The 23474-nt window shown below is 70.9% G+C and carries 20 protein-coding genes, 1 tRNA gene and 3 pseudogenes; 17 read left to right on the plus strand and 7 right to left on the minus strand.

Features of this window, described 5'->3' with window-relative positions; translation table 11 throughout:
* Both AN215_RS21450 and AN215_RS21455 read right to left on the minus strand, forming a co-directional pair.
* On the minus strand, positions 1-1169 hold a 1169-nt coding region (locus AN215_RS21450; protein ID WP_070031273.1), incomplete at its 3' end, for a sensor histidine kinase.
* 262 nt (positions 1170-1431) lie between these two features.
* On the minus strand, positions 1432-2271 hold the full coding sequence (locus AN215_RS21455) for a S1 family peptidase (RefSeq protein ID WP_070008873.1): 840 nt from the start codon (positions 2269-2271) through the stop codon (positions 1432-1434).
* Between the two features lie 465 nt (positions 2272-2736).
* Between AN215_RS21455 and AN215_RS21460 the strand changes: the two genes are divergently transcribed.
* The 14 genes and pseudogenes from AN215_RS21460 to AN215_RS30490 form a co-directional block, all read left to right on the plus strand.
* The gene (locus AN215_RS21460; RefSeq protein WP_070008874.1) at positions 2737-3108 is read left to right on the plus strand and encodes an NADH-quinone oxidoreductase subunit A; all 372 of its coding nucleotides are present in this window, start codon (positions 2737-2739) and stop codon (positions 3106-3108) included.
* On the plus strand, positions 3099-3914 hold the full coding sequence (locus AN215_RS21465; RefSeq protein ID WP_431306314.1) for an NADH-quinone oxidoreductase subunit B: 816 nt from the start codon (positions 3099-3101) through the stop codon (positions 3912-3914). The genes AN215_RS21460 and AN215_RS21465 overlap by 10 nt, the downstream gene beginning before the upstream one ends.
* Positions 3911-5074, plus strand: coding sequence for an NADH-quinone oxidoreductase subunit C (locus AN215_RS30900; RefSeq protein ID WP_431306315.1), 1164 nt, complete (start codon positions 3911-3913; stop codon positions 5072-5074). The genes AN215_RS21465 and AN215_RS30900 overlap by 4 nt, the downstream gene beginning before the upstream one ends.
* On the plus strand, positions 5071-6033 hold the full coding sequence (locus AN215_RS21475) for a complex I subunit 1/NuoH family protein (RefSeq protein ID WP_070008876.1): 963 nt from the start codon (positions 5071-5073) through the stop codon (positions 6031-6033). The genes AN215_RS30900 and AN215_RS21475 overlap by 4 nt, the downstream gene beginning before the upstream one ends.
* Positions 6033-6764 (plus strand): NuoI/complex I 23 kDa subunit family protein, encoded by a 732-nt coding sequence (locus AN215_RS21480; protein WP_070008877.1) that lies wholly within the window; start codon positions 6033-6035, stop codon positions 6762-6764. The genes AN215_RS21475 and AN215_RS21480 overlap by 1 nt, the downstream gene beginning before the upstream one ends.
* Positions 6761-7351, plus strand: a complete 591-nt coding sequence (locus tag AN215_RS21485; RefSeq protein WP_070008878.1) for an NADH-quinone oxidoreductase subunit J family protein — start codon at positions 6761-6763, stop codon at positions 7349-7351. The genes AN215_RS21480 and AN215_RS21485 overlap by 4 nt, the downstream gene beginning before the upstream one ends.
* Positions 7351-7752, plus strand: a complete 402-nt coding sequence (gene nuoK / locus AN215_RS21490) for an NADH-quinone oxidoreductase subunit NuoK (RefSeq protein WP_070008879.1) — start codon at positions 7351-7353, stop codon at positions 7750-7752. Before AN215_RS21485 ends, nuoK begins: the two co-directional genes overlap by 1 nt.
* Complete coding sequence (locus tag AN215_RS21495) at positions 7749-9803, plus strand: NADH-quinone oxidoreductase subunit 5 family protein (RefSeq protein WP_070008880.1); 2055 nt, start codon at positions 7749-7751, stop codon at positions 9801-9803. Before nuoK ends, AN215_RS21495 begins: the two co-directional genes overlap by 4 nt.
* Before the next feature lie 26 nt (positions 9804-9829).
* On the plus strand, positions 9830-11575 hold the full coding sequence (locus AN215_RS21500; protein ID WP_171904298.1) for a complex I subunit 4 family protein: 1746 nt from the start codon (positions 9830-9832) through the stop codon (positions 11573-11575).
* 107 nt (positions 11576-11682) lie between these two features.
* Entirely contained in the window at positions 11683-13272 is a 1590-nt protein-coding gene (locus AN215_RS21505) for an NADH-quinone oxidoreductase subunit N (protein WP_070008977.1), read from the plus strand.
* A gap of 167 nt (positions 13273-13439) precedes the next feature.
* Positions 13440-14300 (plus strand): zinc metalloprotease HtpX, encoded by an 861-nt coding sequence (gene htpX / locus AN215_RS21510; protein WP_070008882.1) that lies wholly within the window; start codon positions 13440-13442, stop codon positions 14298-14300.
* A 130-nt stretch (positions 14301-14430) separates the two neighbouring features.
* Positions 14431-15021: a TetR/AcrR family transcriptional regulator gene (locus AN215_RS21515; RefSeq protein WP_070008883.1), complete on the plus strand. Its 591-nt coding sequence runs from the start codon at positions 14431-14433 to the stop codon at positions 15019-15021.
* Positions 15022-15150: 129 nt separating this feature from the next.
* A pseudogene (locus tag AN215_RS21520) lies at positions 15151-17436 on the plus strand (MMPL family transporter); the annotation flags it as partial.
* A gap of 150 nt (positions 17437-17586) precedes the next feature.
* Positions 17587-18330: pseudogene (locus tag AN215_RS30490) on the plus strand (MSCRAMM family protein); the annotation flags it as partial.
* A gap of 211 nt (positions 18331-18541) precedes the next feature.
* Here AN215_RS30490 and AN215_RS21525 read toward each other — a convergent pair.
* Complete coding sequence (locus tag AN215_RS21525) at positions 18542-19030, minus strand: YajQ family cyclic di-GMP-binding protein (RefSeq protein ID WP_070008884.1); 489 nt, start codon at positions 19028-19030, stop codon at positions 18542-18544.
* A gap of 189 nt (positions 19031-19219) precedes the next feature.
* On the opposite strand from AN215_RS21525, the gene AN215_RS21530 reads away from it, so the two are divergent.
* A tRNA-Tyr gene (locus AN215_RS21530) sits at positions 19220-19301 on the plus strand.
* Between the two features lie 185 nt (positions 19302-19486).
* Here AN215_RS21530 and AN215_RS21535 read toward each other — a convergent pair.
* Both AN215_RS21535 and AN215_RS21540 read right to left on the minus strand, forming a co-directional pair.
* A complete protein-coding gene (locus AN215_RS21535) occupies positions 19487-19909 on the minus strand; it encodes a hypothetical protein (RefSeq protein WP_070008886.1) in 423 nt (140 codons plus the stop codon).
* Between the two features lie 324 nt (positions 19910-20233).
* Entirely contained in the window at positions 20234-20692 is a 459-nt protein-coding gene (locus AN215_RS21540; RefSeq protein ID WP_107374481.1) for an SRPBCC family protein, read from the minus strand.
* A gap of 272 nt (positions 20693-20964) precedes the next feature.
* Between AN215_RS21540 and AN215_RS21545 the strand changes: the two genes are divergently transcribed.
* Positions 20965-21300: an ArsR/SmtB family transcription factor gene (locus tag AN215_RS21545; RefSeq protein WP_070008888.1), complete on the plus strand. Its 336-nt coding sequence runs from the start codon at positions 20965-20967 to the stop codon at positions 21298-21300.
* Between the two features lies 1 nt (position 21301).
* The gene (locus AN215_RS21550; RefSeq protein WP_070008889.1) at positions 21302-22009 is read left to right on the plus strand and encodes a cation efflux transmembrane domain-containing protein; all 708 of its coding nucleotides are present in this window, start codon (positions 21302-21304) and stop codon (positions 22007-22009) included.
* Positions 22010-22115: 106 nt separating this feature from the next.
* On the opposite strand, the pseudogene AN215_RS21555 reads toward AN215_RS21550, so the two are convergent.
* A pseudogene (locus AN215_RS21555) lies at positions 22116-22718 on the minus strand (LURP-one-related/scramblase family protein); the annotation flags it as partial.
* Between the two features lie 281 nt (positions 22719-22999).
* The gene (locus tag AN215_RS21560; RefSeq protein ID WP_070008891.1) at positions 23000-23452 is read right to left on the minus strand and encodes a DUF7144 family membrane protein; all 453 of its coding nucleotides are present in this window, start codon (positions 23450-23452) and stop codon (positions 23000-23002) included.
* Between the last annotated feature and the right edge of the window lie 22 nt (positions 23453-23474).

Genomic DNA, 23474 nt, shown 5'->3' on the forward strand with positions numbered 1-23474 from the left:
CGCCAGGGGAGTTCGGCGGTGATGGTGGTGGGGCCGCCGGTGGGGGAGTCGAGGATGAGGAGGCCGTCGACGGCGGTGAGGCGGTCGGCGAGTCCGGCGAGTCCGGTGCCGGTTCCGGTGGTGGTGGCGCCGCCTTTGCCGTCGTCGGTGGTCTGGAGGAGGAGGCGGTCGTGGGTTTTCCAGATGTCGATGCGGGCGGTGCGTGCTTGGGCGTGTTTGGTGATGTTCTGGAGGAGTTCGGAGACGGTGAAGTAGGTGATGCCTTCGATGGCTTGGGCGGGGCGGTCGGGGAGGTCGACGGTGACGGTGACGTCGGCGGTGCAGCGTGCGGCGAGTGCGGAGAGGGCGGGGCCGAGGCCGCGGTCGGTGAGGATGGCGGGGTGGATGCCGCGGGCGAGGTCGCGGAGTTCTTGGAGGGCGAGTTTCACTTCGCCGTGTGCTTCGTCGACCATGTCGGCGGCGGCTTGGGGGTCTTGGAGGAGTTTTTCCTTGGCGAGGCCGAGGTCCATGGCGAGGGTGACCAGGCGTGCTTGTGCGCCGTCGTGGAGGTCGCGTTCGATGCGGCGCAGGTCGGCTGCGGCGGTGTCGGCCACCGAACCACGATCCGACTCCAGCTCGGCGATGCGCCGCTCCAGCTCGTCCGAGGGCGAGAGCAGGGCACGTACGAGCGCACGGTCGACGTTGGTCAGGCCCCGGGCCAGCCACGGCAGCACGGGCCAGCCGACGAACAGCGCGGGAAACGTCACGCCGAAGCTCAGCCAGCCCCAGGGCAGCCGGATGAAGAAGTAGAGCACGTGCCGCCAGGCGACCGAGTCCTTCAGCTGTGCCCACAGCCAGGACAGGAAGCCCTCCTCGCGCGCACGCAGCGCGCTCGGCTCCTCGATCCGTACGCGCAGCAGCACCCGCGCCCGGGCCCGCTCGAAGCGCCCCAACTGGCGGACGCCGAGCAGCGTGACCGCGAGCAGCGGAAGCCCGACCAGCGTGAAGGAGAGCATCGCGCTGGCGTATATGCACACGGCGATGTAGAGGAACCCGGCCACGCCGACCGGCATGTTGCTCAGGAGATGAGCGATCTCCCGCCACGTCTGTGCGCCGAGCACCGGCGCCGGCGGCGGAAGGCGCTCGTCCTGGGGTTCCCCGTAGCCGGAGGGGTGTGCGCTCGCGGTCATGGGCCAAGACTGCCCGGTGGACGGGGGTGGCGCCATGGGGTTCAACGGGGTGAGGACGTGGGGATAACCCCACCCCTCACGGCCGGCTCCTCCGGGCACCCGCTCCGTCCCGCCCCGCTCCGTCCCGCCCCGCTCCGTCCACGCGCGCACGCGACGTCGTCGGCGCACAAGACGACGCCCGCGCACAAGACGACGCCCGTGCCTGCGTCGGATACGCGGGCACGGGCGTCGCCGTCACTTCAGCGGGCCGGACGGCCGGGCGTCAGCCCAGGTCCGCGGCGGCCTTCTTGATGTCCGCGGCGAAGGTGCTCACCTCGGTGTAGACACCGGGCTTGCCCGGACGGGCACAGCCCTCGCCCCAGCTCACGATGCCGACCTGGATGAACTCTCCACCCTCGGTCTTACGGAACATGGGGCCGCCGGAGTCGCCCTGGCAGCTGTCGATCTCGCCCTTGTCCATGAAGCCGGCGCACAGCTCTTCCTTCTCCACCAGCTCGGAGTAGGCGCCCTTGCAGGTCGCGTCGTCGACGAACGGCACCTCGGCCTTGAGCATCTTCTGCTGCTGCTCGCCGCCTTCCTTGTCGGCACCCCAGCCGGCGATGGTGAAGTCGCCCTTGTTGTTGGAGTCGTCCTCGGCGATCGGCAGCGTCTCCTGGTCGATCGGTTCGGCGAGCTTGATCAGCGCCCAGTCCTTGCCCTTGCCGTCGTAGCCAGGGGCCTGGAGGACCTCCGTGGACTTCACCTCGACCTTGTCGCTGTCCTCAAGGTCGACGACGCCGCCGGTGGCGGTGATGCTGTCGTTCGGGCCGCTGCCGTCCACACAGTGGGCGGCGGTCAGGACGACGTCCTTCTCGAACAGCGCACCGCCGCAGCCCATGGACAGGCGGACCATCCACGGGAACTCGCCCTTCTCCGCCTCGGTGCCGCCGACGATCTTGGCGCTGATGTCGTCGGAGTGCTGCTCGACGGCGGCCTGCGAGGGAGCCTTCTTGGCGCCGTCCTCGCCGGCCATTGCGATGCCCATGGGCGCCAGGCTCACCGCGGCGAGCGCCACGGCAGCACCGGCTATGAGTCTTGCGATCTTCTTCCGCTGCTTCTGCACGGGTGTTTCCTCTCGTGGGGGGTTACGCGCGTAGCCCGGCGGAGGCCGCCCAAATCACCGCGAACAACCAGGAATTGAGCTGACCCCGTCAAGCGTTGTGCGATTCTCTTCCGGCTTTGTGCGGCCTGGCAAGAGGCGGTTTCCGGCGACAACGGGCCCATACAGGGGCACATGCGGCATGGAATCGGCTGCCAGGTCCTGCCGGGTCAAAGATTGCGCGTACGCCCTAGACTCCCGTGCGTACAGAGTGCTGGACGCACGTAACGCGGACGGCGTGGTGGAATTCGCGCACCGTGCGGGCCGCGTTGTGGTCCTGTCCGTACGGACCGCTCGGCGACGCCGACGGACACGGACGGCAGGGGCGGCACGGGCGGCAGGGCGGCACGCGGATACGGCGGACACCGCCGCACCGGGCACATCGGCACAGCGGGCGTTGAACGAGCGAGTGAGTGAGGAAGGGCAGACGTGCCGGACTATTTCCACGGCTATTCGGTCGTCGGGCTGGTCGCGGTGGTCGGAGTGCTCTTCGTCGCCGTGGCTTTCGGCGCCGGGCGGCTGCTGCGGCCGGTGGTGCCGACGCGGGAGAAACTCCTGACGTACGAATGCGGCGTCGACCCGGTCGGTGAGGGCTGGGCGCACACGCAGATCCGCTACTACGTCTACGCGTTCCTGTATGTGATCTTCGCAGTCGACTCGGTGTTCCTCTTCCCGTGGGCGACCGTCTTCGCGGCGCCCGGTTTCGGCGGCGTCACCCTGACGGAGATGTTCGTCTTCCTCGGGTTCCTCACCGTCGGTCTGCTCTACGCATGGAAGAAGGGCGTCCTGGAATGGACGTGACGAACACGGAGAGGGACGGCGGCGGCCGGGTGGATCTGCCGGACCCGGCACGGCCCGGCGGCGCGGGCACCGGAGCGGTGGCGGCGAAGTCGATCGGCCCGCTGGCAAGGCTCGCCCCCGAACCGATGAAGGTCATCCTCAACTGGGGCCGCCGCTACAGCCTCTGGGTATTCAACTTCGGACTCGCCTGCTGCGCCATCGAGTTCATCGCCGCGTCGATGGCCCGGCACGACTTCATCCGGCTCGGCGTCATCCCCTTCGCTCCCGGGCCCCGGCAGGCGGACCTGATGGTCGTGTCGGGGACGGTCACGGACAAGATGGCCCCCGCGGTGAAGCGGCTGTACGAGCAGATGCCGGAGCCGAAGTACGTGATCTCCTTCGGCGCGTGCTCCAACTGCGGCGGCCCGTACTGGGATTCGTACTCCGTCACGAAGGGTGTCGACCAGATCATCCCCGTCGACGTGTACGTGCCTGGGTGCCCGCCCAGGCCGGAGGCGCTGCTGCAGGGTGTGCTGAAGCTGCAGGAGAAGATCGCCCGTGAGTCGACGGCACGGCGGTACGGGCCGCCCGGCGCCGCCGGTGAAGCCGGGGGCCGTCCAGCGGTGGCCGCGCTGCGGAGCGGCCTGGTGACGCCGCCTCCGGGGACGGGCCACGCGGACGACGCGGATGGCGGCGACCGCCCGGAGGCCCGGGACGGCCGGAAGCCCCGGGACGGCGGGGAGGCAGCCGACGGCCCTGAGAACCCGAACGGCCCCGGCGCCAGCGGGAGTTCGGGCCCGCGCTCCGACGAGGGCGGCGCCCGGTGACCGAGCACGACGGAGCGAACGGGCCCAGCGGGCAGGACGGGCACGACGGGCAGGACGGCCCGGAGGAGACGAACGAGCCGAGCCGTACGTCCGGCGAGGCGGCGGCGTCCCAGGAGAGCCCCGGCCCCGGGACCGCCACCGCGCTCCCCGAGTCCGCGACGGTGCCCGCCGGCTGGCTGCCGATCGGCGCCGAGGCGCTCTTCGGCGAGGGCGCGCGGGCCGAGGAGGCGTACGGCCTGCTGACAGTCGATGTCCCCCCGGGGCTGTGGATCTCCACCCTGCGGGCCGCGCGCGACGACCTCGGCTGCGGCTTCTTCGACTGGCTGAGCGCCGTGGACGAGCCCGGCACCGGCTTCCTGGTGTGCGCGCACGTGGTCGCGCTGCCCGTCCGGCCCCCGTCGGGGGCAAGGGGCGGCCGTGCCGTGCGCCGGCTGCTGCTGCGTACGACCATTCCGCACGAGGCGCCCGTACTGCCGACCGCTACCGGCGTCTTCGCGGGTGCGGCCTGGCACGAGCGGGAGACCCACGAGATGTTCGGCGTGGCCTTCACGGACCACCCCGGCCTGACGCACCTGCTGCTGCCCGAGTCCTTCGAAGGCCACCCGCTGCGCAAGGACTTCGTCCTCGCCGCGCGCGTGGCCAAGGCGTGGCCGGGCGCGGTCGAACCGGGCGAGTCGGCCCACGGTGCCCCGAAGCGCAGGCAGATGCTGCCGCCCGGCGTGCCCGACCCGAACGAGTGGGGCCCGCTGAAGGGCCAGCTTCCGCCCGTGCCGTCGCGACCCGCGCGCGGACGTGCGGGGCGTGCGGGCGCGGGCGCGGCCGAGCGCCCCGCCCGGCGTGCGAGGTCGGCGAGCGCGGGCTCGGCGAGCCAGCGCGGCGACGCGGAGCCGGATGCCTCTGCGACGGGCGCCCCGGGCTCCGATGCGCCGTGGCACGGCGACGGCACCGGTCGCGGCGAGGGCGGCGGCGCCGGTTCGAGCCCTGGCCCTGATACCGCCTCCGGTCCCGGCACCGCCTCCGGTCCCGATTCCGCCTCCGGTCCCGATTCCGGCGGCGGCCCTGACGAGGACGACGGCCAAGGCCGCGGCGAGCGCTCCGGAGGCGACCGCGACGCCGGGCCCGGCTCCGGTGGAGGACCGACCGAGGGTGGTGGCGCCTGATGGACGTGGTCGATGTCCTGTGGCGGCTGCTCGCCGTGCTGCTCGCCTTCCTCCTGCTGCCGCTGATCGTCGGACAGGCGGAGCACAAGGCGATGGCCCACATGCAGGGCCGCGTCGGCCCGATGTACGCGGGCGGCTTCCACGGCTGGGCCCAACTCGTCGCCGACGGAGTGAAGTTCGCGCAGAAGGAAGACATCGTGCCGGGCGGCGCCGACCGCCGGGTCTTCCAACTGGCACCGGCCATCGCGCTGTTGCCGTACCTCATCGTGCTGATCGCCATCCCGGTGGGGGACGGCGACCAGGTCGGCCAGGTCGTCGACGCGGGCGTGTTCTTCGTGCTCGCCGTGATGGGCGTGGGCGTGCTGGGCTCGCTCATGGGCGGCTGGGCGTCGGCCAACAAGTTCTCGCTGCTCGGCGGACTCCGTACGGCGGCCCAACTGCTGGCGTACGAGCTGCCGATGCTGCTGGCCGCGGCCTCCGTCGCGATGGCCGCGGGCACGCTGTCCCTGCCGGGCATCCTGGACGCCTGGCAGTGGTGGTGGCTGCCGTGGCAGATCATCGGCGGGCTGGTCTTCTTCACCGCCGGACTCGCCGAACTCCAGCGTCCGCCCTTCGACGCCCCGGTCGCCGACTCCGAGATCATCTTCGGCGCGTACACCGAGTACACGGGGCTGCGGTTCGCGCTGTTCCTGCTCGCCGAGTACGCGGGCATCGTCGTGCTCTCCGCGCTGACCGCCGTGCTCTTCCTGGGGGGCTGGCACGGCCCGGCAGCGGGTGAACTCGGCTGGGTGTGGACGTTGTTGAAGACCGCCGCACTCGCCTTCGTCGTCATCTGGCTGCGGGTGAGCTATCCGCGGCTGCGCGAGGACCAGATCCAGCGCGTGGCCTGGACCGTGCTCGTACCGCTCGCCCTTCTGCAGATCGCCCTCACCGGCGTCGTCAAGGTGGTGATCCAGTAATGGCCGGCCCCTCTCCCGACCACCGCCCCTCAAGGAAGCCCTCCGGGCGCCCCTCCTTCCCCGGCTCCGGACTCGCCAAGGGGCTGGCCGTCACACTCCGTACGATGACGCGCCGTTCGGTCACCGCGCACTATCCGGACGTACAGCCCGAACTGCCGCCGCGCAGCCGCGGAGTGATCGGGCTCTTCGAGGAGAACTGCACGGTCTGCATGCTGTGCGCCCGCGAGTGCCCCGACTGGTGCATCTACATCGACTCGCACAAGGAGACGATGCCCGCCGCCACTCCGGGGGGCCGCGAGCGGAGCCGCAACGTCCTCGACCGCTTCGCCATCGACTTCGCGCTGTGCATGTACTGCGGTATCTGCATCGACGTCTGCCCCTTCGACGCGCTGTTCTGGTCACCGGAGTTCGAGTACGCCGAGACCGACATCCGCGACCTCACCCATGAGCGGGACAAGCTCCGGGAGTGGATGTGGACGGTGCCCGAGCCGCCTCCGCTCGACCCGGCGGCCGAGGAGCCCAAGGAGCTCGGCGCCGCCCGCAAGGCCGCGGACAAACTCGCGGCACAGCAGGCGGAGCCGGAGCAGCAGCAGGCAGCAGCCCCGGACGGGCAAGACCGGTCCGGGCCTGAGGGGCGGTCCCAGCCGGAAGGGCCTTCCGGGCCGGGCGGCGCTTCCGGGCAGGACGGTGCTTCCGGGCCGGACAAGCGCGAGCAGGGGGGCGATTCGTGAACCTCGCCGCAGCCGGCGCCCACCCCGGCTTCCTCTCGCCCACCGGGGTCGAGATCGTCTTCGTGCTCGTCGGGCTGGCCACTCTCGGCGCCGCGCTGGTCACCGTCACCACCAAGCAGCTCGTGCACGCGGCCCTGTGGCTGGTGGCGGCCCTCGGCGGTGTCGCGGTCGAATACCTCCTTCTCACCGCCGAGTTCATCGCCTGGGTCCAGGTCCTGATCTACGTGGGCTCCGTCGTCGTGCTCCTGCTCTTCGGACTGATGCTGACCAAGGCGCCCATAGGGCCCTCGCCCGACGCGGACTCCGGCAACCGGTGGATCGCGCTCGGCGTCGCGGTCGTCTCCGCGGCCACGCTCGTCACCCTCGTCGTGGACGCCTTCCGCACCACCTGGATCGATCTGAGCACCTCCCCGAAGGGCTCCACCCGGGTCACGGGTGAGGCACTCTTCCGCGGCTGGGTGCTTCCCTTCGAAGCGCTGTCCGTACTGCTGCTCGCCGCGCTCGTCGGTGCCATAGTCCTCTCCCGACGGGGCGCGCCGGAGACGGACGAGGCGGAGCCGGAGACGAAGCAGGAGGGGCAGCGCTGATGCATCTCGCCTACCCGGCCGTACTCGCAGCCCTCCTCTTCTCCACCGGCCTGTACGGCGTACTCGCCCGCCGCAACGCCATCCTCGTGCTGATGTCGGTCGAGTTGATGCTCAACGCCGTCAACCTCAATCTCGTCGCCTTCGACGTGTGGCTGCGCGAGGAACTCCACACGGGGCAGGCGCTCGCGCTCTTCACCATCGCCATCGCCGCGGCCGAGATCGGGATCGGCCTCGCCATCGTGCTGCTCGTGTACCGCACCCGCGGCACCTCCGACATCGACAGGCTCAGAGACCTGCGTGAAGGCGCCCCCGACGCGGACGGGGACGACGGCCCCGGCAGCCGCCCGGGCGATACGGCAGCGGTCACGTCCACCACCGACAGCGGGAGGCAGACAGCGTGAGCACCACGACACTCGCCGCCCTCGTCCCCCTGCTGCCGTTCCTCGGCGCCGTCGCGGGACTCCTCACCGGCCGCCGGGCGCCCGGCTACGCGCAGCCGCTGGCCGTACTGCCCACCCTCCTTGCGACCGCGTTCGCGATCACCGTGGCCGTGCGCCAGGGCGGCGGCGAGCCGCTCAAGGCCGCGACCGAGCTGACGCCGACCGGCGATGCCGCCCTGACCGTCGAACTCGCCCTGCATCTCGACGGGTTCGCCGTCCTCGTCGCCGTCCTCGTCGGCGTCGTCGCCTCGTGCGTGCAGCTCTACTCGACCGGCTATCTGCGCGACGACCCGCGCTATGCGAGTTACTCCGCCTTCGTCTCCCTCTTCACCGCCGCGATGCTGCTCGTCGTCTACGCGGACGACCTCATCGTGCTGCTCGTCGGCTGGGAGGTCATGGGCATCTGCTCGTACTTCCTCGTGGGCCACTACTGGGAGACGCAGGCCGCGCGGTCCGCCGCCGTCAAGGCCTTCCTCGTCACCAAGCTCGGCGACGTGCCGTTCCTCATCGGTATCTTCGTGCTCGCCACGGAGGCGGGGACCTTCCGCATCAGCGGCATCACGGGCAAACTCACGGCCCAGCTCGCCCAGTTCGAGCTGTCGCATCCCACCGTCATCGCGCTGCTGCTGCTCGCCGGTATCGCGGGCAAGTCCGCGCAGTTCCCGCTGAACACCTGGCTGCCGGACGCGATGGCCGGCCCGACGCCCGTCTCCGCGCTCATCCACGCGGCCACGATGGTCGCCGCGGGCGTGTACGTCGTCGCCCGGCTGCTGCCGGTCTTCGCCGCGTCCACCGCCGCGCTCGTCGTACTGGCACTGATCGCCGCCGTGACCATCGTCGGTTCGGCGCTCTGCGCGCTGGCGCAGGACGACATCAAACGCGTCCTCGCCTATTCGACGATCGGTCAACTCGCCTACATGGCAGGGGCCCTGGCCGTCGCCGACCGCGGTGCCGCCGTCTTCCACCTCCTCACGCACGGCGCGTTCAAGGCGCTGCTCTTCCTCGCGGCGGGCGTTCTCATCCACGCCGCCGGCACCAACTCCCTTGCCGCGATGGCCCGGATGGGAGGCCTCACCAAGACCGCGCCCGACGCGTACTGGACGATGACGATCGGGCTGCTCGCCCTCGCGGCCGTGCCTCCCTTCAGTGGCTTCTTCTCGAAGGAAGCCGTGCTCGGCGCCGCGGAGCACGCCGCCTTCGCCGGCGCGCACGGCGCCGGTGCCGCTGCCGGTGCCGCCCAGGCCACCCCCGCCGTCGGCTGGATCGTGCTGGTGGCAGGCATGCTCGGCGCGCTGCTGACCGCCGCGTACGCCACGCGGCTGTGGCTGCTCGCCTTCCGCGGCGAGGGCCCGCGCGTGTCCGCCGACGAGCACGGGCGCGAACCCGTCGTCATGAACCTCGTGTTGTGGGTACTGGCCGTGCCCTCCCTCGCGCTCGGTCTCGCCTTCGGTGTGCTCCCGGGCTGGTTCGACGGCGAATCCCTCGCCCCCACCCTCGTGACCTCCGTACTCGCCACCGGTGTCGCCCTCGTCGGCGTGCTGGTGACGTACGCCGCGTGGCGGCACACCACCTCCCTCGCCGCCGCCCGCGCGCCGATGGGAGCCGTGGCCGCGCACCCGCAGGGCGATCCGGCCCTGTCCGAGGCCGAAGCCATCGCCACCCACGAACCGGCCTACGGGGACATCGCCTCCGCGCCCGACCCGTCCGACCCCGGGCGGCTGCTGCTCGGCCCCCTCCACGGCACCGCCGCCCACGGCTTCCGGCTGGACGCCGCCTACAGCGCGCTGCTCGTACGCCCGACGCGGGCCGCCGCGCGCCTCGTGCGCTTCCTCGACCGCGAGGTCCTCGACGCATACGTGCGCGGCGCGGGGCACGGACCCCGCCTGCTGGGTGCCCTCGTACGCCGCACGCAGACCGGCAACACGCAGACTTACCTCGGCGCGCTCCTGGTGGGCTCGCTGCTGCTCACCGTGGCCGTCGTCCTCGTCGCCGCCGGAACCGGAGGGGCCTGACCGTGATTCCCGTCAGCGACACCGTCATGCAGGCGCTCCTCATCGCCGTACTCGTGCTCCCCCTGCTCGGCTCCGCCGCCGCGCTGCTCCCGGCGCCGCCCGGGCTCAAGGGCCGCGACCCCGGGCAGGCCGTGCTCCGGCACGGCGTCACCGTCACCGGCGTGGTGCTCGCCGCATCGGTCGTCCTCGCGCTCGGCTTCGACACCGGGCGGCCCGGCACCATACAGGCCGAGTCGGACGCCGAGTGGATCCCGTCCCTCGGCATCCACCTCCATCTCGGCGTCGACGGCGTCTCGTTGCCGCTGCTCGTACTGACCGCTCTGCTCACCTTTCTCTGCGCGCTCTACAGCTACGGCACCGATGCCGGCACCAACTCCGGCGACACGGCCGCACCCGCGAGCTCCGACGACGGCCCCGCGGACCAAGACGCCCCCGCCGCGCGCCGCGCCGGCAGCCCCCAGGCGTTCGTCGCGCTGATCCTCCTGCTCGAGGCCGGAACGCTCGCCACCTTCGCTTCGCTCGACCTGGTGCTCTTCTTCCTCGCCTTCGAGACCGTCCTCATCCCGATGTACTTCCTCATCGCCCGCTGGGGCGGCAAGGACCCCCGCGACCCCCGTGAACCGGCCCGCGCCGCCTGGAAGTTCATCCTCTACACGCTGCTCGGCTCCGTCGTGATGCTGCTCGGCCTGCTCCTCATCGGCTTCAAGGCCGGCACTTTCGACATGGTGGCACTCGCCACTGACAACCACTCGGCGCTGAGCCGCACCACGCAGATCGTCGCCGTGCTCGCCATCGGCGCCGGCCTCGCCGTGAAGACCCCCATGTGGCCGCTGCACAGCTGGCTGCCCGACGCCCACACCGCGGCGCCGACCGTCGGTTCCGTGCTGCTCGCCGGCGTCCTGCTGAAGATGGGCACCTACGGCTTCGTGCGCATCCTGCTGCCCGTCGCACCCGAGGGCATGCAGGTCTTCGCCCCGTACCTGGGCGCCCTGGCCGTGACCGGCATCGTCTACGGATCGCTGGCCTGCCTCGCCCTGGCCCGGCGCGGTGCGAACGGCGACCTCAAGCGGCTCATCGCGTACTCGTCCGTGGGCCACATGGGCTTCGTGCTGCTCGGCATCGCGACGATGACCCCCACGGGCGTCAACGGCGCGCTGTTCGCGAACATCGCGCACGGCCTCATCACCGGTCTGCTCTTCTTCCTCGTCGGCGCCCTGAAGGAGCGTGCGGGCAGCACCGACCTCGACACTCTTTCGGGTGAGACGGGCGGTGCCCTGTACGGCACGGCGCCGCGCTTCGGCGGTCTGCTCGCCTTCGGCGCCGTGGCCTCGCTCGGACTGCCCGGACTCGCGGGCTTCTGGGGGGAGATGCTGGCCCTGCTCGGCGCCTACGACCCCGCGCCCGGCCTCAGCCGTCCCGCCTTCATCACCTTCATGGCGGTCGGCGGGCTCGGCACGCTGCTCACCGCCGCGTACATGCTCGCCGTCGTCCGCCGCGTCTGCATGGGCGACCCGCTGGAGGAACGCGGAGCCTCCGGTCACTTCGAGCGCCGGGAACTGCGGGACCCGGAGCAGGGCACATCAGCGGAGCCGTCAGCTCCGGGTGAGCATCCCGAACCGGCGACCGTACGCCTGCCCGATGTGCGCGGCTACGAGTACGCGGCGTGGACGCCGCTGGTCGTACTCACCGTCGCCGCCGGACTGTGGCCCGCGCTCCTCCTCGGGCTCAGCGACCCGGCCGTGCAGGACCTTCTGCCAGGAGTGACCCGATGACCGTGCTCGCCCAGGGGGCCGCGGAGGCCGTGCGGGCCACGCATGCCGCGGACCCCGCCGGTTCCGTGCAGTCCGCGGAATCCGTCGTGCAGACCGCAGGCCCGGTCATGCAGTCCGCCGACTCCGTCGTGCAGTCCGTCGACTGGCTCGCGATCTCCCCGCCGACGATCGCCGCCGTGGCCGGGCTCGCCGTCCTCGTCGCCGACCTGTTCCTGCCCGAGCGCGGCAAGCGGATGCTCGGCCCGGCCGCCGCCGTGAGTCTGGTGCTCGCGGCGCTGCCGCTGCTCTTCCTCCGTACGAGGGACCTGGAGACCTTCTGCCTGCCCGGCGGCTCCCAGGCGTGCAGCTACTCCGCCGACACCCTCGCGCTCGTACTCCAGTTCCTGGTACTGGGCGCCGCGTTCGTCACCGTGCTGCTGTCGATGCCCGCGGTGCACGGCCGTGGGGGCCCCACCCATGCCGAAGGCCCCGGGGGACTTCCGGCCGGCGAGTACTGGTTCCTGCTGCTGTCCGCCACCGCCGGGGCGGCGCTCATCCCCGCCTCACGGGACCTGGTCACCCTCGTCATCGCGCTGGAGACCGCGTCGCTGCCCGCCTTCGCCCTCGTCGGGCTGCGGCGCGGCAGCCGCGGGTCGGCGGAGGCGGCGCTGAAGTTCTTCCTCTCCTCCGTCACCGCCACCGCCGTGACCCTCCTCGGGGCGAGCTTCCTCTACGCGGTGACCGGCACGCTCTACTTCCAGGGGATCAGCGAGGGCCTCACCCGTGCCGATCCCCAGCTGGAGGCGCTGGGCAGCGCGGGCGTCGCCCTCACCCTCGTCGGTTTCGCCTTCAAGGCGTCCGTCGTCCCCTTCCACTTCTGGGTGCCGGACACCTATGTGGGCGCGCCCGTGCCCGTCGCCGCGTTCCTGTCCGTGGTCGGCAAGACGGCGGGGATCTCCGGCCTGATCCTCCTCGTCGTCCAGGCGTTCTCCTCCCGCGCGGAGCTGTGGGGCCCGGCTCTCGCCGTACTCGCCGCCTTCACCATGACCGCCGGCAACGTCGCCGCGCTGCGCCAGCGCGCGGACCAGGCGCACGGCGCCGTACGCCTGCTCGCCTGGTCCTCCGTCGGACAGGCGGGTTATCTGCTGGTGCCCCTCGCCGCCGCCGCTCCGGACGCGGGCGGCGCGGAGCCGTCCGGCCCGGCGCTCTCGACCGTCGGCGCCACCGTGGCCTACCTGCTGATGTACGCGGCGGTGAACCTCGGCGCCTTCGCCGTCGTCGCCCACATCAGCCGTACGAGCAGCGCGAACCGGCTGCGCGACTACCGCGGCCTGTTCGCGGCCCACCCGCTCGCCGCCCTCGCGCTCGCCTTCTTCCTGCTCTGCCTCGCGGGCCTGCCGCCGGGCGTCGTAGGCCTCTTCGCCAAGGTGGCGGTCTTCTCCACGGCCGTCGGGAACGGCCTGGGCTGGCTCGCCGTGATCATGGCCGTCAACGTCGTGATCGCCCTCTTCTACTACCTGCGCTGGACCGCGCTCGTCTTCCGCGCGGGCGCACCGGCCGCCGCCGGCGCGGAGCCGCAGCCGGGTGGGGGAGGCGCGCGGCGTCCGCGCATGGCCGCGCCGCTGGCGGCGGGGATCGCGCTCACCGCGACCGTCGGCATCGCCCTCTCCCTCTACCCCGACCTGGTGCTGACCTTCACCGCCGGCGGCCTGCGCTAGGGAGTGTCCGGCGCCCGTCAGCGGCGCCGGAGCCGTACGGGGCACGTCGGCCCGGGCAGGGAACTGTTGTCCGGCTCCCCGCGTTGACCAGGGCGGAGAGGTTCCACCGAACCGTGGCACGACCACGCGGCTCAGGGTTCCCCTGCTGCACCACTGGAGGGCGTACTGTGCACCGGCACAACGGGCTGAGGACTGCCCTGCTCCTCGGGGGACTGTCGGCACTCATCATCGTCATCGGCAGCTTCTTCGGCCGTACGGGCCTGCTCATCGCGCTGCTCGTCGCCCTCGGCACCAACGGTTACGCGTACTGGCGCAGCGACAGGATCGCGCTTCGCGCCATGCGCGCACGCCCCGTCAGCGAGTTCGAGGCCCCGGGGCTCTACCGGATGGTGCGCGAGCTTTCCACGGCCGCCCGTCAGCCGATGCCCCGGCTCTACATCTCACCCACCCAGGCGCCGAACGCCTTCGCCACCGGCCGCAACCCCCGCAACGCGGCCGTCTGCTGCACCGACGGAATCCTGCGCCTGCTCGACGAGCGCGAGCTGCGCGGCGTCATCGGCCACGAGCTGAGCCACGTCTACAACCGGGACATCCTCATCTCCTCGGTGGCCGGTGCGCTCGCCTCGGTGGTGATGTTCCTCGTCAACTTCGCCTGGCTGATCCCCTTCGGGCGCGGCGACGACGACGAAGGTCCCGGCCTCTTCGGGATGCTGATGATCATGATCCTGGGTCCGCTGGCTGCCTCCGTCATCCAGCTCGCCGTCTCACGGTCCCGTGAGTACGAGGCAGACGCCTCCGGCGCCCAGCTCACCGGCGACCCCCTCGCACTCGCCTCCGCCCTGCGCAAACTCGAGGCCGGCACGCGGCAGTTGCCGCTCCCGTCGGAGCCGAGGCTGGAGGCGGCCGGCCATCTGATGATCGCCAACCCGTTCCGCCGCGGAGAGGGGATGGCCCGGCTCTTCTCCACGCACCCGCCGATGGCCCAGCGGGTCGCCCGCCTGGAGCGCATGGCGGGCCGCGGACGCTGACGCCCCCGCCTTCCGCGCCGAAGGGGCGGGCGTGACATGGGCCACGTACGAAACTGTTCCGTTTCGATTACGTCCCTGGATATGCTTCCGCTGTACGAAACCGTTTCGTTCGGCACGGAAGTGGACGAGCATGACCGAGGCATCACCGGCACGCCGCAGCCGGATCACGCCCGAGCGTGAGTCCGAGCTGTACGCGGCCGTGCTCGCCCTCCTCCGTGAGGTCGGTTACGACGCCCTCACCATGGACGCCGTGGCCGCCCGTACCCGCTCCAGCAAGGCCACCCTCTACCGCCAGTGGGGCGGCAAGGCCGAGCTCGTCGTCAGGGCGCTGCGGCACCAGAAGCCGCTCCGGTTCGCCGATGTGGACACCGGGTCCCTGCGCGGAGACTTCCACGAACTGGCCGTACGTCAGGACGACCGCCAGATGCGCCAGCACGCCGCGCTCATGCGGGGCATGGCCATGGCGGTGCACGACAACCCCGATCTCCTGCGCGCCTTCCGTGAGTTGCTGATCGAACCGGAACAGGAAGACCTGCGCCTGATGCTGCAGCGCGCTGTCGAAAGAGGCGAAGTCCGCGCGGACAACCCCGCGTTCGACTACCTCATGCACGTGCTGCACGGCGGGATCGGGGCCCGGAGCGTGATCGACGAGCTGCCGCCCACGCAGGACTTCCTTCTCTCCTACATCGATGCCGTGGTTCTCCCCGCCCTCGGCGTCTGACCCATGCCCGTACCCATGTCCGTGTCCGCGCCCATGCGTCCACCCACAGCACCTGACACGACCGCTCACGTCGTCGGGCCGAACCCTCCTGACCTGTAAGACCCCACGACCCGACCGGGAGTACGTCTCGTGGCAACGTTTCTGAGCAAACTCGGCCGATTCGCCTTCCGGCGACGGCACTTCGTCGCCCTGATCTGGGTGGCCCTCCTGACCGTCGCGGGCCTGGGCGCCGCACAGGCGCCCGCAGCCGGCTCCAGCTCCTTCTCGATTCCCGGCACCGAGGCACAGAAGGCCTTCGACCTGCTGGATGACCGTTTCCCCGGCTCCAGCGCCGACGGAGCCACCGCACGGGTCGTCTTCAAGGCGCCCGAGGGGGAGAAGATCACCGCCCCTGACAACAAGGCCACCGTCCAGCAGGCCGTCCAGGAACTCGGCACCGGCTCCGAAGTCGCCTCCGTGGTCGACCCGTTCAAGGCAAAGGCCATCAGCAAGGACGGCTCACTCACGTACGCGCAGGTGTCGTACGAGGTCCCCGGCATGGAGCTGGAGGACTCCTCGCGCGACGCGCTGCAGGACGTCGCCCAGGACGCCCGCGGCGAGGGGCTGACCGTCGAAGTCGGCGGTGACGCGCTCAACACCATTCCCGAGACGGGCTCCACCGAGGTGATCGGCCTCGCCGTCGCCGCGGTCGTACTGGTGATCACGCTCGGTTCGTTGATCGCGGCCGGGCTTCCGCTGCTCACCGCACTCATCGGCGTCGGCATCGGCGTCTCCACGATCACCGCGCTGGCGAACACGCTCGAACTGGACTCCACCACCTCGACGTTGGCGATGATGATCGGCCTGGCCGTCGGCATCGACTACGCCCTCTTCATACTCTCCCGGTACCGAGCGGAACTCGCCGACGGCCGCGAACGGGAGGAGGCGGCCGGCCGCGCCGTCGGCACCGCGGGCTCGGCGGTGGTCTTCGCCGGTCTCACGGTCGTGATCGCGCTCGTCGGCCTGGCGGTGGTCGACATCCCCGTACTGACGAAGATGGGCCTCGCGGCAGCGGGCACCGTCGCCGTCGCCGTCCTCATCGCGCTCACCCTCATCCCGGCCCTGATCGGTTACGCGCGCAAGCGGGTGCGGCCCGCGGGCGCGAAGCGGCGCAAGGCCCCGGAGGGCAGCCACAAGAAGGCCAAGCACGGCGACACGAAGCGGGCCGAGGGCGGACCCTCCGAGGAAGCACGCGCCGACGCCGCCCGTAGCGACGCAGCCCGTACCGAGACCGCCCGTACCGAGGCCAAGCCGAACATGGGCACCCGCTGGGCGCGCTTCGTCGTCCGCCGTCCCGTCACCATCCTGCTGCTCGGCGTCCTGGGCCTCGGCGCGGCCGCGGTCCCGGTCGGCGAGCTCGAACTCGGCCTGCCCGACGACGGTTCCCAGCCGACGGACACCACGCAGCGCAAGGCGTACGACCTGCTCTCCGACGGCTTCGGGCCCGGCTTCAACGGACCCCTCATGGTCGTCGTCGACGCCCGCGCCGGCGACGACCCGAAGGGCGCGGTCAGCGAGGTCACCAAGACGGTCAAGGGCATGGACAACGTGCTCTCCGTGACCCCGCCCAAGTACAACAAGGCCGGCGACACCGCGATGATCAACGTGATCCCGGACTCCGCGCCGTCCGACGCCGCGACCGAGGACCTGGTCCACGACATCCGCGGTGCGGGGGAGGACATCAAGGCCGGTACCGACGCGACGGTCCTGGTCACCGGCACTCCCGCGATGAACATCGACGTCTCGCAGAAGCTCGACGACGCGCTGGCCCCGTATCTGGCACTCGTCGTCGGCCTCGCCTTCCTGCTGCTGATCGTCGTCTTCCGCTCGATCCTCGTGCCGCTCAAGGCCGCGCTCGGCTTCCTGCTGTCCGTACTCGCCGCGCTCGGCGCCGTCGTCGCCGTCTTCCAGTGGGGCTGGCTCGCCGAGGTGATGGCGGTGGAGGAGACCGGCCCGGTGATGTCGATGATGCCGATCTTCATGGTGGGCGTCGTCTTCGGACTGGCCATGGACTACGAGGTCTTCCTCGTCACGCGCATGCGGGAGGCGTACGTGCACGGGGAGCGGCCGCGTGAGGCGGTCGTGACCGGATTCCGGCACGGAGCCCGTGTGGTCACCGCCGCGGCCGTCATCATGATCGCGGTGTTCGCGGGCTTCATAGGGTCGACCGACTCGATGGTCAAGATGATCGGTTTCGGCCTGGCCGTGGCCGTCTTCTTCGACGCGTTCATCGTGCGCATGGCCATCGTCCCGGCGGTCCTCGCGCTGCTGGGCAGGGCCGCCTGGTGGCTGCCCCGCTGGCTCGGCCGTGCGCTGCCGAACGTCGACGTCGAGGGCGAGGGCCTGCGGGACACCCCGGCGGGCGGCCCGAAGGACGGCGGTCCCGGTGCCCCCGTGGCGATCCCGCGCCCCTCGACCGAGCGCGTGCCCGTGACGGCCGGAGCAGCCGCGTCCGCGTCGGCCGCCCGCCCGGCCGCCGCGGCGTCCGAGCAGTACGAACTCGCGGGCTGCGGCGTACACGGCACCGTCCGCAACGCCGACGGGGCGGGCGTGGGGCGCGCGGCGCTGACGCTGATCTCCATGAGCGGGCGCCAGCTGGGCCGTTCCACCGCGCACGAGAACGGCTCGTACGTCCTGGACGCCCCGGAGCCCGGCAGCTACGTGCTGATCGTCGCGGCCGACCGGCACAAGCCGCGGGCCTCCACGGTCGTCGTCGGCGACGAGCCGCTGAGCCACGACATCGTGCTGTCCGGCACCAGCGGCCTGGCGGGCCAGGTGCGCAACGCGGCGGACGGCCGGGCGGTCACCGACGCCATGGTCGTCGTGACCGACGAGCGGGGCGAGGCGCTGGCCACCGGAAAGACGGGCCAGCGCGGCGAGTTCAGCTTCGAGGGCCTGGTCACCGGGACCTTCACGCTCGCGGTGAACGCGCCGGGCTACCGGCCCACCGCCCGGCCGGTCGAAGTGGACGGGAACGGTGTGACCCGCATCCAGATCGAACTGGCGGCGGGCGCACAGGTGCAGGGCACGGTGCGTGCGGGGGCGCGCAACGAGCCGCTGCCGGATGCGCGGGTCACGCTCGTGGACGCGGCGGGCGACGTGGTGGCGACGTCCACCACCGGCGAGGACGGCGCGTACGCCTTCACGGACCTGGACGGCGGCGACTACTCGGTCGTCGCCGGCGGCTACCCGCCGGTCGCGACCACGCTGCACGTGGACGGCCCGGGCGTGGAGGGATTCGACATCGAACTCCGCCACCCGGACGAGTAGTTCGCACCGGCCCCCAGGGTCCCCGGCGGGCCGGTGCGCGGCGCGCGTGACGAGCGAGCGCGCGCCGCCCGGCCCGTTCGGGACGGCCCCGGTCCCGGCGTATGCCCTTCGGCGCGGTCCCGGGAGGGCCCGCACCTGTCGCGCCGGGGCCGGGTCCGGCACCGGCACCGGCACCGGCGGGCGCGTGGGAGTGCGGAGAGCGGCCGGCCGGTCAGCGGTAGTTCACGAACTGCAGCGGGAAGTCGAAGTCCTTTCCCTTCAACAGCGCGATGATCTCCTGCAGATGGTCACGGCTCTTGGACGAGACGCGCAGCTCGTCACCCTGCACCTGCGCCTTGACGCCCTTCGGGCCCTCGTCGCGGATGACCTTCGCGATCTTCTTGGCCTCGTCCTGCGCGATGCCCTCCTTCAGCGACGCGAAGATCTTGTACTCCTTGCCGGACGCCTGCGGTTCACCGGCGTCCAGAGCCTTCAGGGAGATGCCGCGTTTGATCAGCTTGGACTGGAAGATGTCGAGGACCGCCTTCACGCGCTCCTCGGCGTTGGCCCGCATCTCGATCTTCTCGCCCGACCACGCGACCGAGGCGTCCACGCCGCGGAAGTCGTAGCGCTGGGAGATCTCCTTGGACGCCTGGTTGACGGCGTTGTCGACCTCCTGCCGCTCGACCTTCGAGACGATGTCGAAACTGGAGTCGGCCATGGTGAGTTGGCTCCTCTGGATAGATCCGTCACAGAAGCGGCCCGCGACGCGAACCGCGCGGTCAGCCTAGCCACTGAGCAGGCCCCGCACCCCTGATCAACCGGGTGGCGAAGCACCCCCGGGCATCGGGTATGGTTTACAGCGTTGCCACGGAGCACCGCCCATCGGCGGGCCCGGGCAGCAATCCCAGGCGGTGTGCCCGAGCGGCCAAAGGGAGCAGACTGTAAATCTGCCGGCTCAGCCTTCCTAGGTTCGAATCCTAGCGCCGCCACAGGACAGAAAGCCCTCCCGGACCTGCTGTGAAGCAGCTCCGGGAGGGCTTTTTCGTGTCCGACTCCCGAGCAGGTCGCGTGGGCGAGAAGTGCACTTGCCTCACCCTGCCTCGCCCTGATCCCATCCCTGACCAGCGCGTGTTCCCGTCAGTCGTCCCCGGGGAACGGCCGGTCGGCTGAGTGATCAACGGCTCGCGCCGTCGCCGTGATCGATGGGGACGAGGAGACCGGCCGGGACGAGTACCGCCATGGTCAATGCAACAACGTTGAGGGCCACGTCGAGAGTGCCGTACACGTCCAAGTGCCGGAAGTGGAAGATCAGGTGCAGCACGTCGAAGGTCAGCCAGGCCAGTCCTGTGGCCTGGCTGACGAGGTTGTTTCGCACGTGCCCCAGGGCGAAGAGACTGAGTACGAACAGTGCCAGGAACATGGCTCCGGCGTCCGTCGCGAGATGCTCGTTGTACGGGCCGAGTTGGGGCAGCCAACTCAGGCCGAAGCCGGGAAAGTCGCGGTACCACTGGTGTGGGGCGAAGTAGGCCCAGCCACCGGTGTAGGCACCGATGAGGGCGAGGATCGCCAGGAGAACGCGTCGAGAGTGGATGCCCATGTCCTCAATGACGAACGGCAGCGCCGGATTGTGACGGCCTCAGCGCCGAACGGAGGAGTTCACGCAGCGGCGCCGCCGGCCTGGACACACCCCTCAGCGTCGAGATCGCCGAGCCGCCTTTTGGTCGCTGCCTCGCCGAGCCGCCTGTTGGCCGCTGCCGTACGCGCCCACCCTGCACGGGTTTCCCGCCGGTTCCCCGACTCGTCGGACACCCGACGGCCCGAGCCCGGACCGGCCAGGACCCTCCCGCAAGCGCGGGAGTGCTGAGGGGGAGGGCCTCGTCTGACCCTCCGGCAGGGCGTGGCCGTGCGAGGCCCCAGACCCTCAGACGCTTGCGGCGGGCTCACGCCCGTGCTCGCGCACCGCGATCCGGGCCAGCTTGGTGAGCATCATGCCGTTGCGAACCGCGACAAGGTAGTTGACGGGGAGTCCGTGCATCCTCGTACCCGGGCCCCTGAGGGGATGCCAGTCGAGGACGAAGAGAGTGTGCTCGCCCCAGGGGACCAGGTTCATGGCGATGCGGGCGGCACCGAAGGGGTCTGCCTTGGCTTCCAGTTCCAGGCGGCGTCGCGGTTCGCAGACACGGACGACGCAGGTGTCGTCGAGGGTCAGTGCGCCCAAGCCGACGCGGACGCGCAGGCGGGCTCCGACGGCGGGCCAGTGCGGGTCCGCGGCGAGGACCTGCCGGGTTCCCGTCACCCACTCCCCGTAGCGGTAGCCGTCGCACAGCAGGTCCCAGACCTCGGTGGGTGAGCTGAGGATCAGACGGCGGTTACGGGCCACGCCGACCACACTCCTTCCGAGACGGGGACCATGGACGCCCCAAGCCGGTCCTCGGGGACCGGTGCCGACGGCCGCTGCACCGGACTCGGCACAGTCTTCGACACTAGCCACACGTCACGCCCCGGCACCGCAACGACCGGGCCGGCAGATCGACTCGTACTCCACCGTGAGCACCACCGTGTCCTCAGACAGGAGGGGGAGACCGCTCAGCCGCCCGCGCTGTCGGTGAGATCAGCATTTCCTGAATTCAGCATTCCGTGTACTGTCGCAGGATGCTGTCCATCGCTCCCGACATCGAGGTGCTGGTCCGGTTCGGCCGTGCGCTCGCCGATCCGATCCGCTGCCGGCTGCTGCTGGCTCTGCGGGAGGCCCCGGCCCATCCGTCCGATCTGGCGGACGCGCTGGAGATCTCCCGTACCAGGCTGTCCAACCACCTGGCCTGTCTCCGTGACTGCGGGCTGGTCGTCGCCGTTCCTGTGGGCCGCCGGACGCGATACGAACTCGCCGATCCCCGCATCGGGCACGCACTGGACGACCTGCGTACGGCGGTGGTTGCCGTGGATGCGGGCCGCACCTGTGCCGACGCCGATGAGGAGGGCTGCTGCTGAGATGGCCACGATCTCGCTCGGACCGTCTCCGCAGCGCCGCGAGGCGCTGAGCCGCCGCATCCGGATCCTGGTCGCAGCCACCATCAGTTACAACGTCGTCGAAGCCGTGGTGGCCATCACGGCGGGCAGTCTTGCTTCGTCCACAGCCCTGGTCGGCTTCGGCCTGGATTCCGTCATCGAGGTCTCCTCCGCCGCGGCGGTCGCCTGGCAGTTCTCGGCGCGCGAGTACTCCGTACGTGAGGCGAGGGAGAAGCGCACCCTGCGGATCATCGCCTTCTCCTTCTTCGCACTCGCCGCATACGTGACCGTCGACGCCGTCCGCGCACTGCTCGGCTCCGCGGACGCAGACCGGTCGGTCCCCGGCATCGTCCTCGCCGCCCTCTCGCTGGCGGTCATGCCGTTCCTGTCGGCTGCTCAGCGCCGCACCGGACGAGAGCTCGGCTCTGCCTCGGCCGTAGCCGACTCGAAGCAGACCCTGCTGTGCACGTACCTCTCCGGGGTGCTGCTGCTGGGCCTGCTGGCCAACGCCACCGTCGGCTGGTCGTGGGCAGACCCCGTCGCGGCACTGATCATCGCCGCCGTCGCGGTGAAGGAAGGCCGCGACGCATGGCAGGGCAAAGGCTGCTGCGCGGCACCGGCGACGCCAGGGGCACCGGCTCTCGATGCCGGTACGTGCGGCCCCGGCGCGAAATGCGACTGCTGCACCTGAGCGCCGCCACGGAGCTGAGCTCCTCCCCCTGTACGCGTAGGCAGGGGCGTTGCGGCGACGCCGATGTTCCAAGGTCAGGGAAGTCCGGAAGCCGTCGCCGGGCTTCTCAGCCCGCCGCTCCCGCGTCCTGCTTGAGTGCGGTGTCGACGGCGAGCGCCGTCGCCACGACCAGGCTGCGCAGCGGGTCTTCGAGCGGCTGGTGGACCTCCAGGACGTAGTTGTCCGCGGAGGTGAACGCCGCCTTGGCCAGGCCTGCCCACTTCTTGGTGATGCGGGCGATCTCGGTGCCGTTCTTGTCGACGATCGAGAAGTTCCAGGCTCGCCAGTTCTCGGCCTTCAGGGTGCCGATCTGACGGCCGCCCGCCTCCATCGAGAAGTTGATCTTCCCGAAGACGTTCTGCTGCACGATCTCGCCGACCTTCGCTCCGTCGCGTCGTTCGACGATCAGACGGGACTTCACGAACTTCGCCGGCCGGGTGAGGACGAGTTGCACCTTCCCCTCGGCGTCGCGTACCTCAAGGCGGTGTGTGAGGAACTGGTCGACGTCGGTGAGGAAACGCATCACCTTCTTCGCCTTGCTCTGGCCGGTCTGCGTCACAGACCCCAGGGCCTGGCCGTCCCCGTCGAACACCTTGTACTCATTGGTGAGTTCGATCAGTTTGCCCTTCTGGTTCACCACGACGACCGGTGAGTCGAAGAGCGTGCGCCCACTGGGCGTCATGCGTTCTGAGGTCATGACCGGGACCGTACCGCCTCCGTGCGGGGGCTCATTGAGTAGTACCTACTCGTGACAGCCGGCACATCGGGCATACGGACAGGGCACGTACCTCCGGAGCGGATCAGAGCCGGGTCAGGTCGCGGATCCAGGTCGTAACCCCGAACCACTGAACTCCCCGAAGCCCGAACCCCCGAACCCCCGAACCCCCGAAGCCCGGACCGGGGACGGCTCCGGACCGGCATGTCCGGTCCGGAGCCGTCGCCTCGGCTGGGCTAGGTCGACGTCTGCGATCGTGTGCCCATTCCCGCACACAGCGCCCAGATGATGAACACGTCGATCGCCAGCGTGATCACTGCCCAGAGCGGGAAGTAGGGCAGCCACATGAAGCTGGCGATCATGCCCAGGCCGGCGAGCGCTATGCCGATCCATCGGGCCCATGTGGCGCCCGTCATCATCACGGCTATGCCGGCGACGGCGATCGCGGCGCCCAGAAAGAGATGGACCCATCCCCAGCCTGTGAGGCTGTAGTCGAACGCGTAGTTCGCGGTCGACGCGAACACGGCGTCCTCTCGCAGGGCTGCGACACCCGACGAAACGGCGAGCAGTCCGCCGAAGAACATCAGGGCACCGGCCAGCCTCGTCCAGCCGCTGAACATTGTCGTCGGCTTGCCGGTATGACGCACCGCGGTGCCCGCATGCGCTCCACTGGCAGCATGAGATGCCATGTCGAGACCCTCCTCCTGCAAG

Origin of the sequence: Streptomyces abyssalis (genome assembly GCF_001751365.1) — a bacterium.
Classification (GTDB): Bacteria; Actinomycetota; Actinomycetes; order Streptomycetales; family Streptomycetaceae; genus Streptomyces; species Streptomyces abyssalis.

Coding starts and splice junctions, on each gene's coding strand:
- AN215_RS21515 (WP_070008883.1), top strand. CDS start 14,431: ATGACCGAGGCATCACCGGCACGCCGCAGCCGGATCACGCCCGAGCGT.
- AN215_RS21480 (WP_070008877.1), top strand. CDS start 6,033: ATGGCCGGCCCCTCTCCCGACCACCGCCCCTCAAGGAAGCCCTCCGGG.
- AN215_RS21500 (WP_171904298.1), top strand. CDS start 9,830: ATGCAGGCGCTCCTCATCGCCGTACTCGTGCTCCCCCTGCTCGGCTCC.
- AN215_RS21465 (WP_431306314.1), top strand. CDS start 3,099: ATGGACGTGACGAACACGGAGAGGGACGGCGGCGGCCGGGTGGATCTG.
- AN215_RS21505 (WP_070008977.1), top strand. CDS start 11,683: ATGCAGTCCGCCGACTCCGTCGTGCAGTCCGTCGACTGGCTCGCGATC.
- AN215_RS21550 (WP_070008889.1), top strand. CDS start 21,302: ATGGCCACGATCTCGCTCGGACCGTCTCCGCAGCGCCGCGAGGCGCTG.
- nuoK (WP_070008879.1), top strand. CDS start 7,351: ATGCATCTCGCCTACCCGGCCGTACTCGCAGCCCTCCTCTTCTCCACC.
- AN215_RS21545 (WP_070008888.1), top strand. CDS start 20,965: ATGCTGTCCATCGCTCCCGACATCGAGGTGCTGGTCCGGTTCGGCCGT.
- AN215_RS21560 (WP_070008891.1), bottom strand. CDS start 23,452: ATGGCATCTCATGCTGCCAGTGGAGCGCATGCGGGCACCGCGGTGCGT.
- AN215_RS21535 (WP_070008886.1), bottom strand. CDS start 19,909: ATGGGCATCCACTCTCGACGCGTTCTCCTGGCGATCCTCGCCCTCATC.
- AN215_RS21525 (WP_070008884.1), bottom strand. CDS start 19,030: ATGGCCGACTCCAGTTTCGACATCGTCTCGAAGGTCGAGCGGCAGGAG.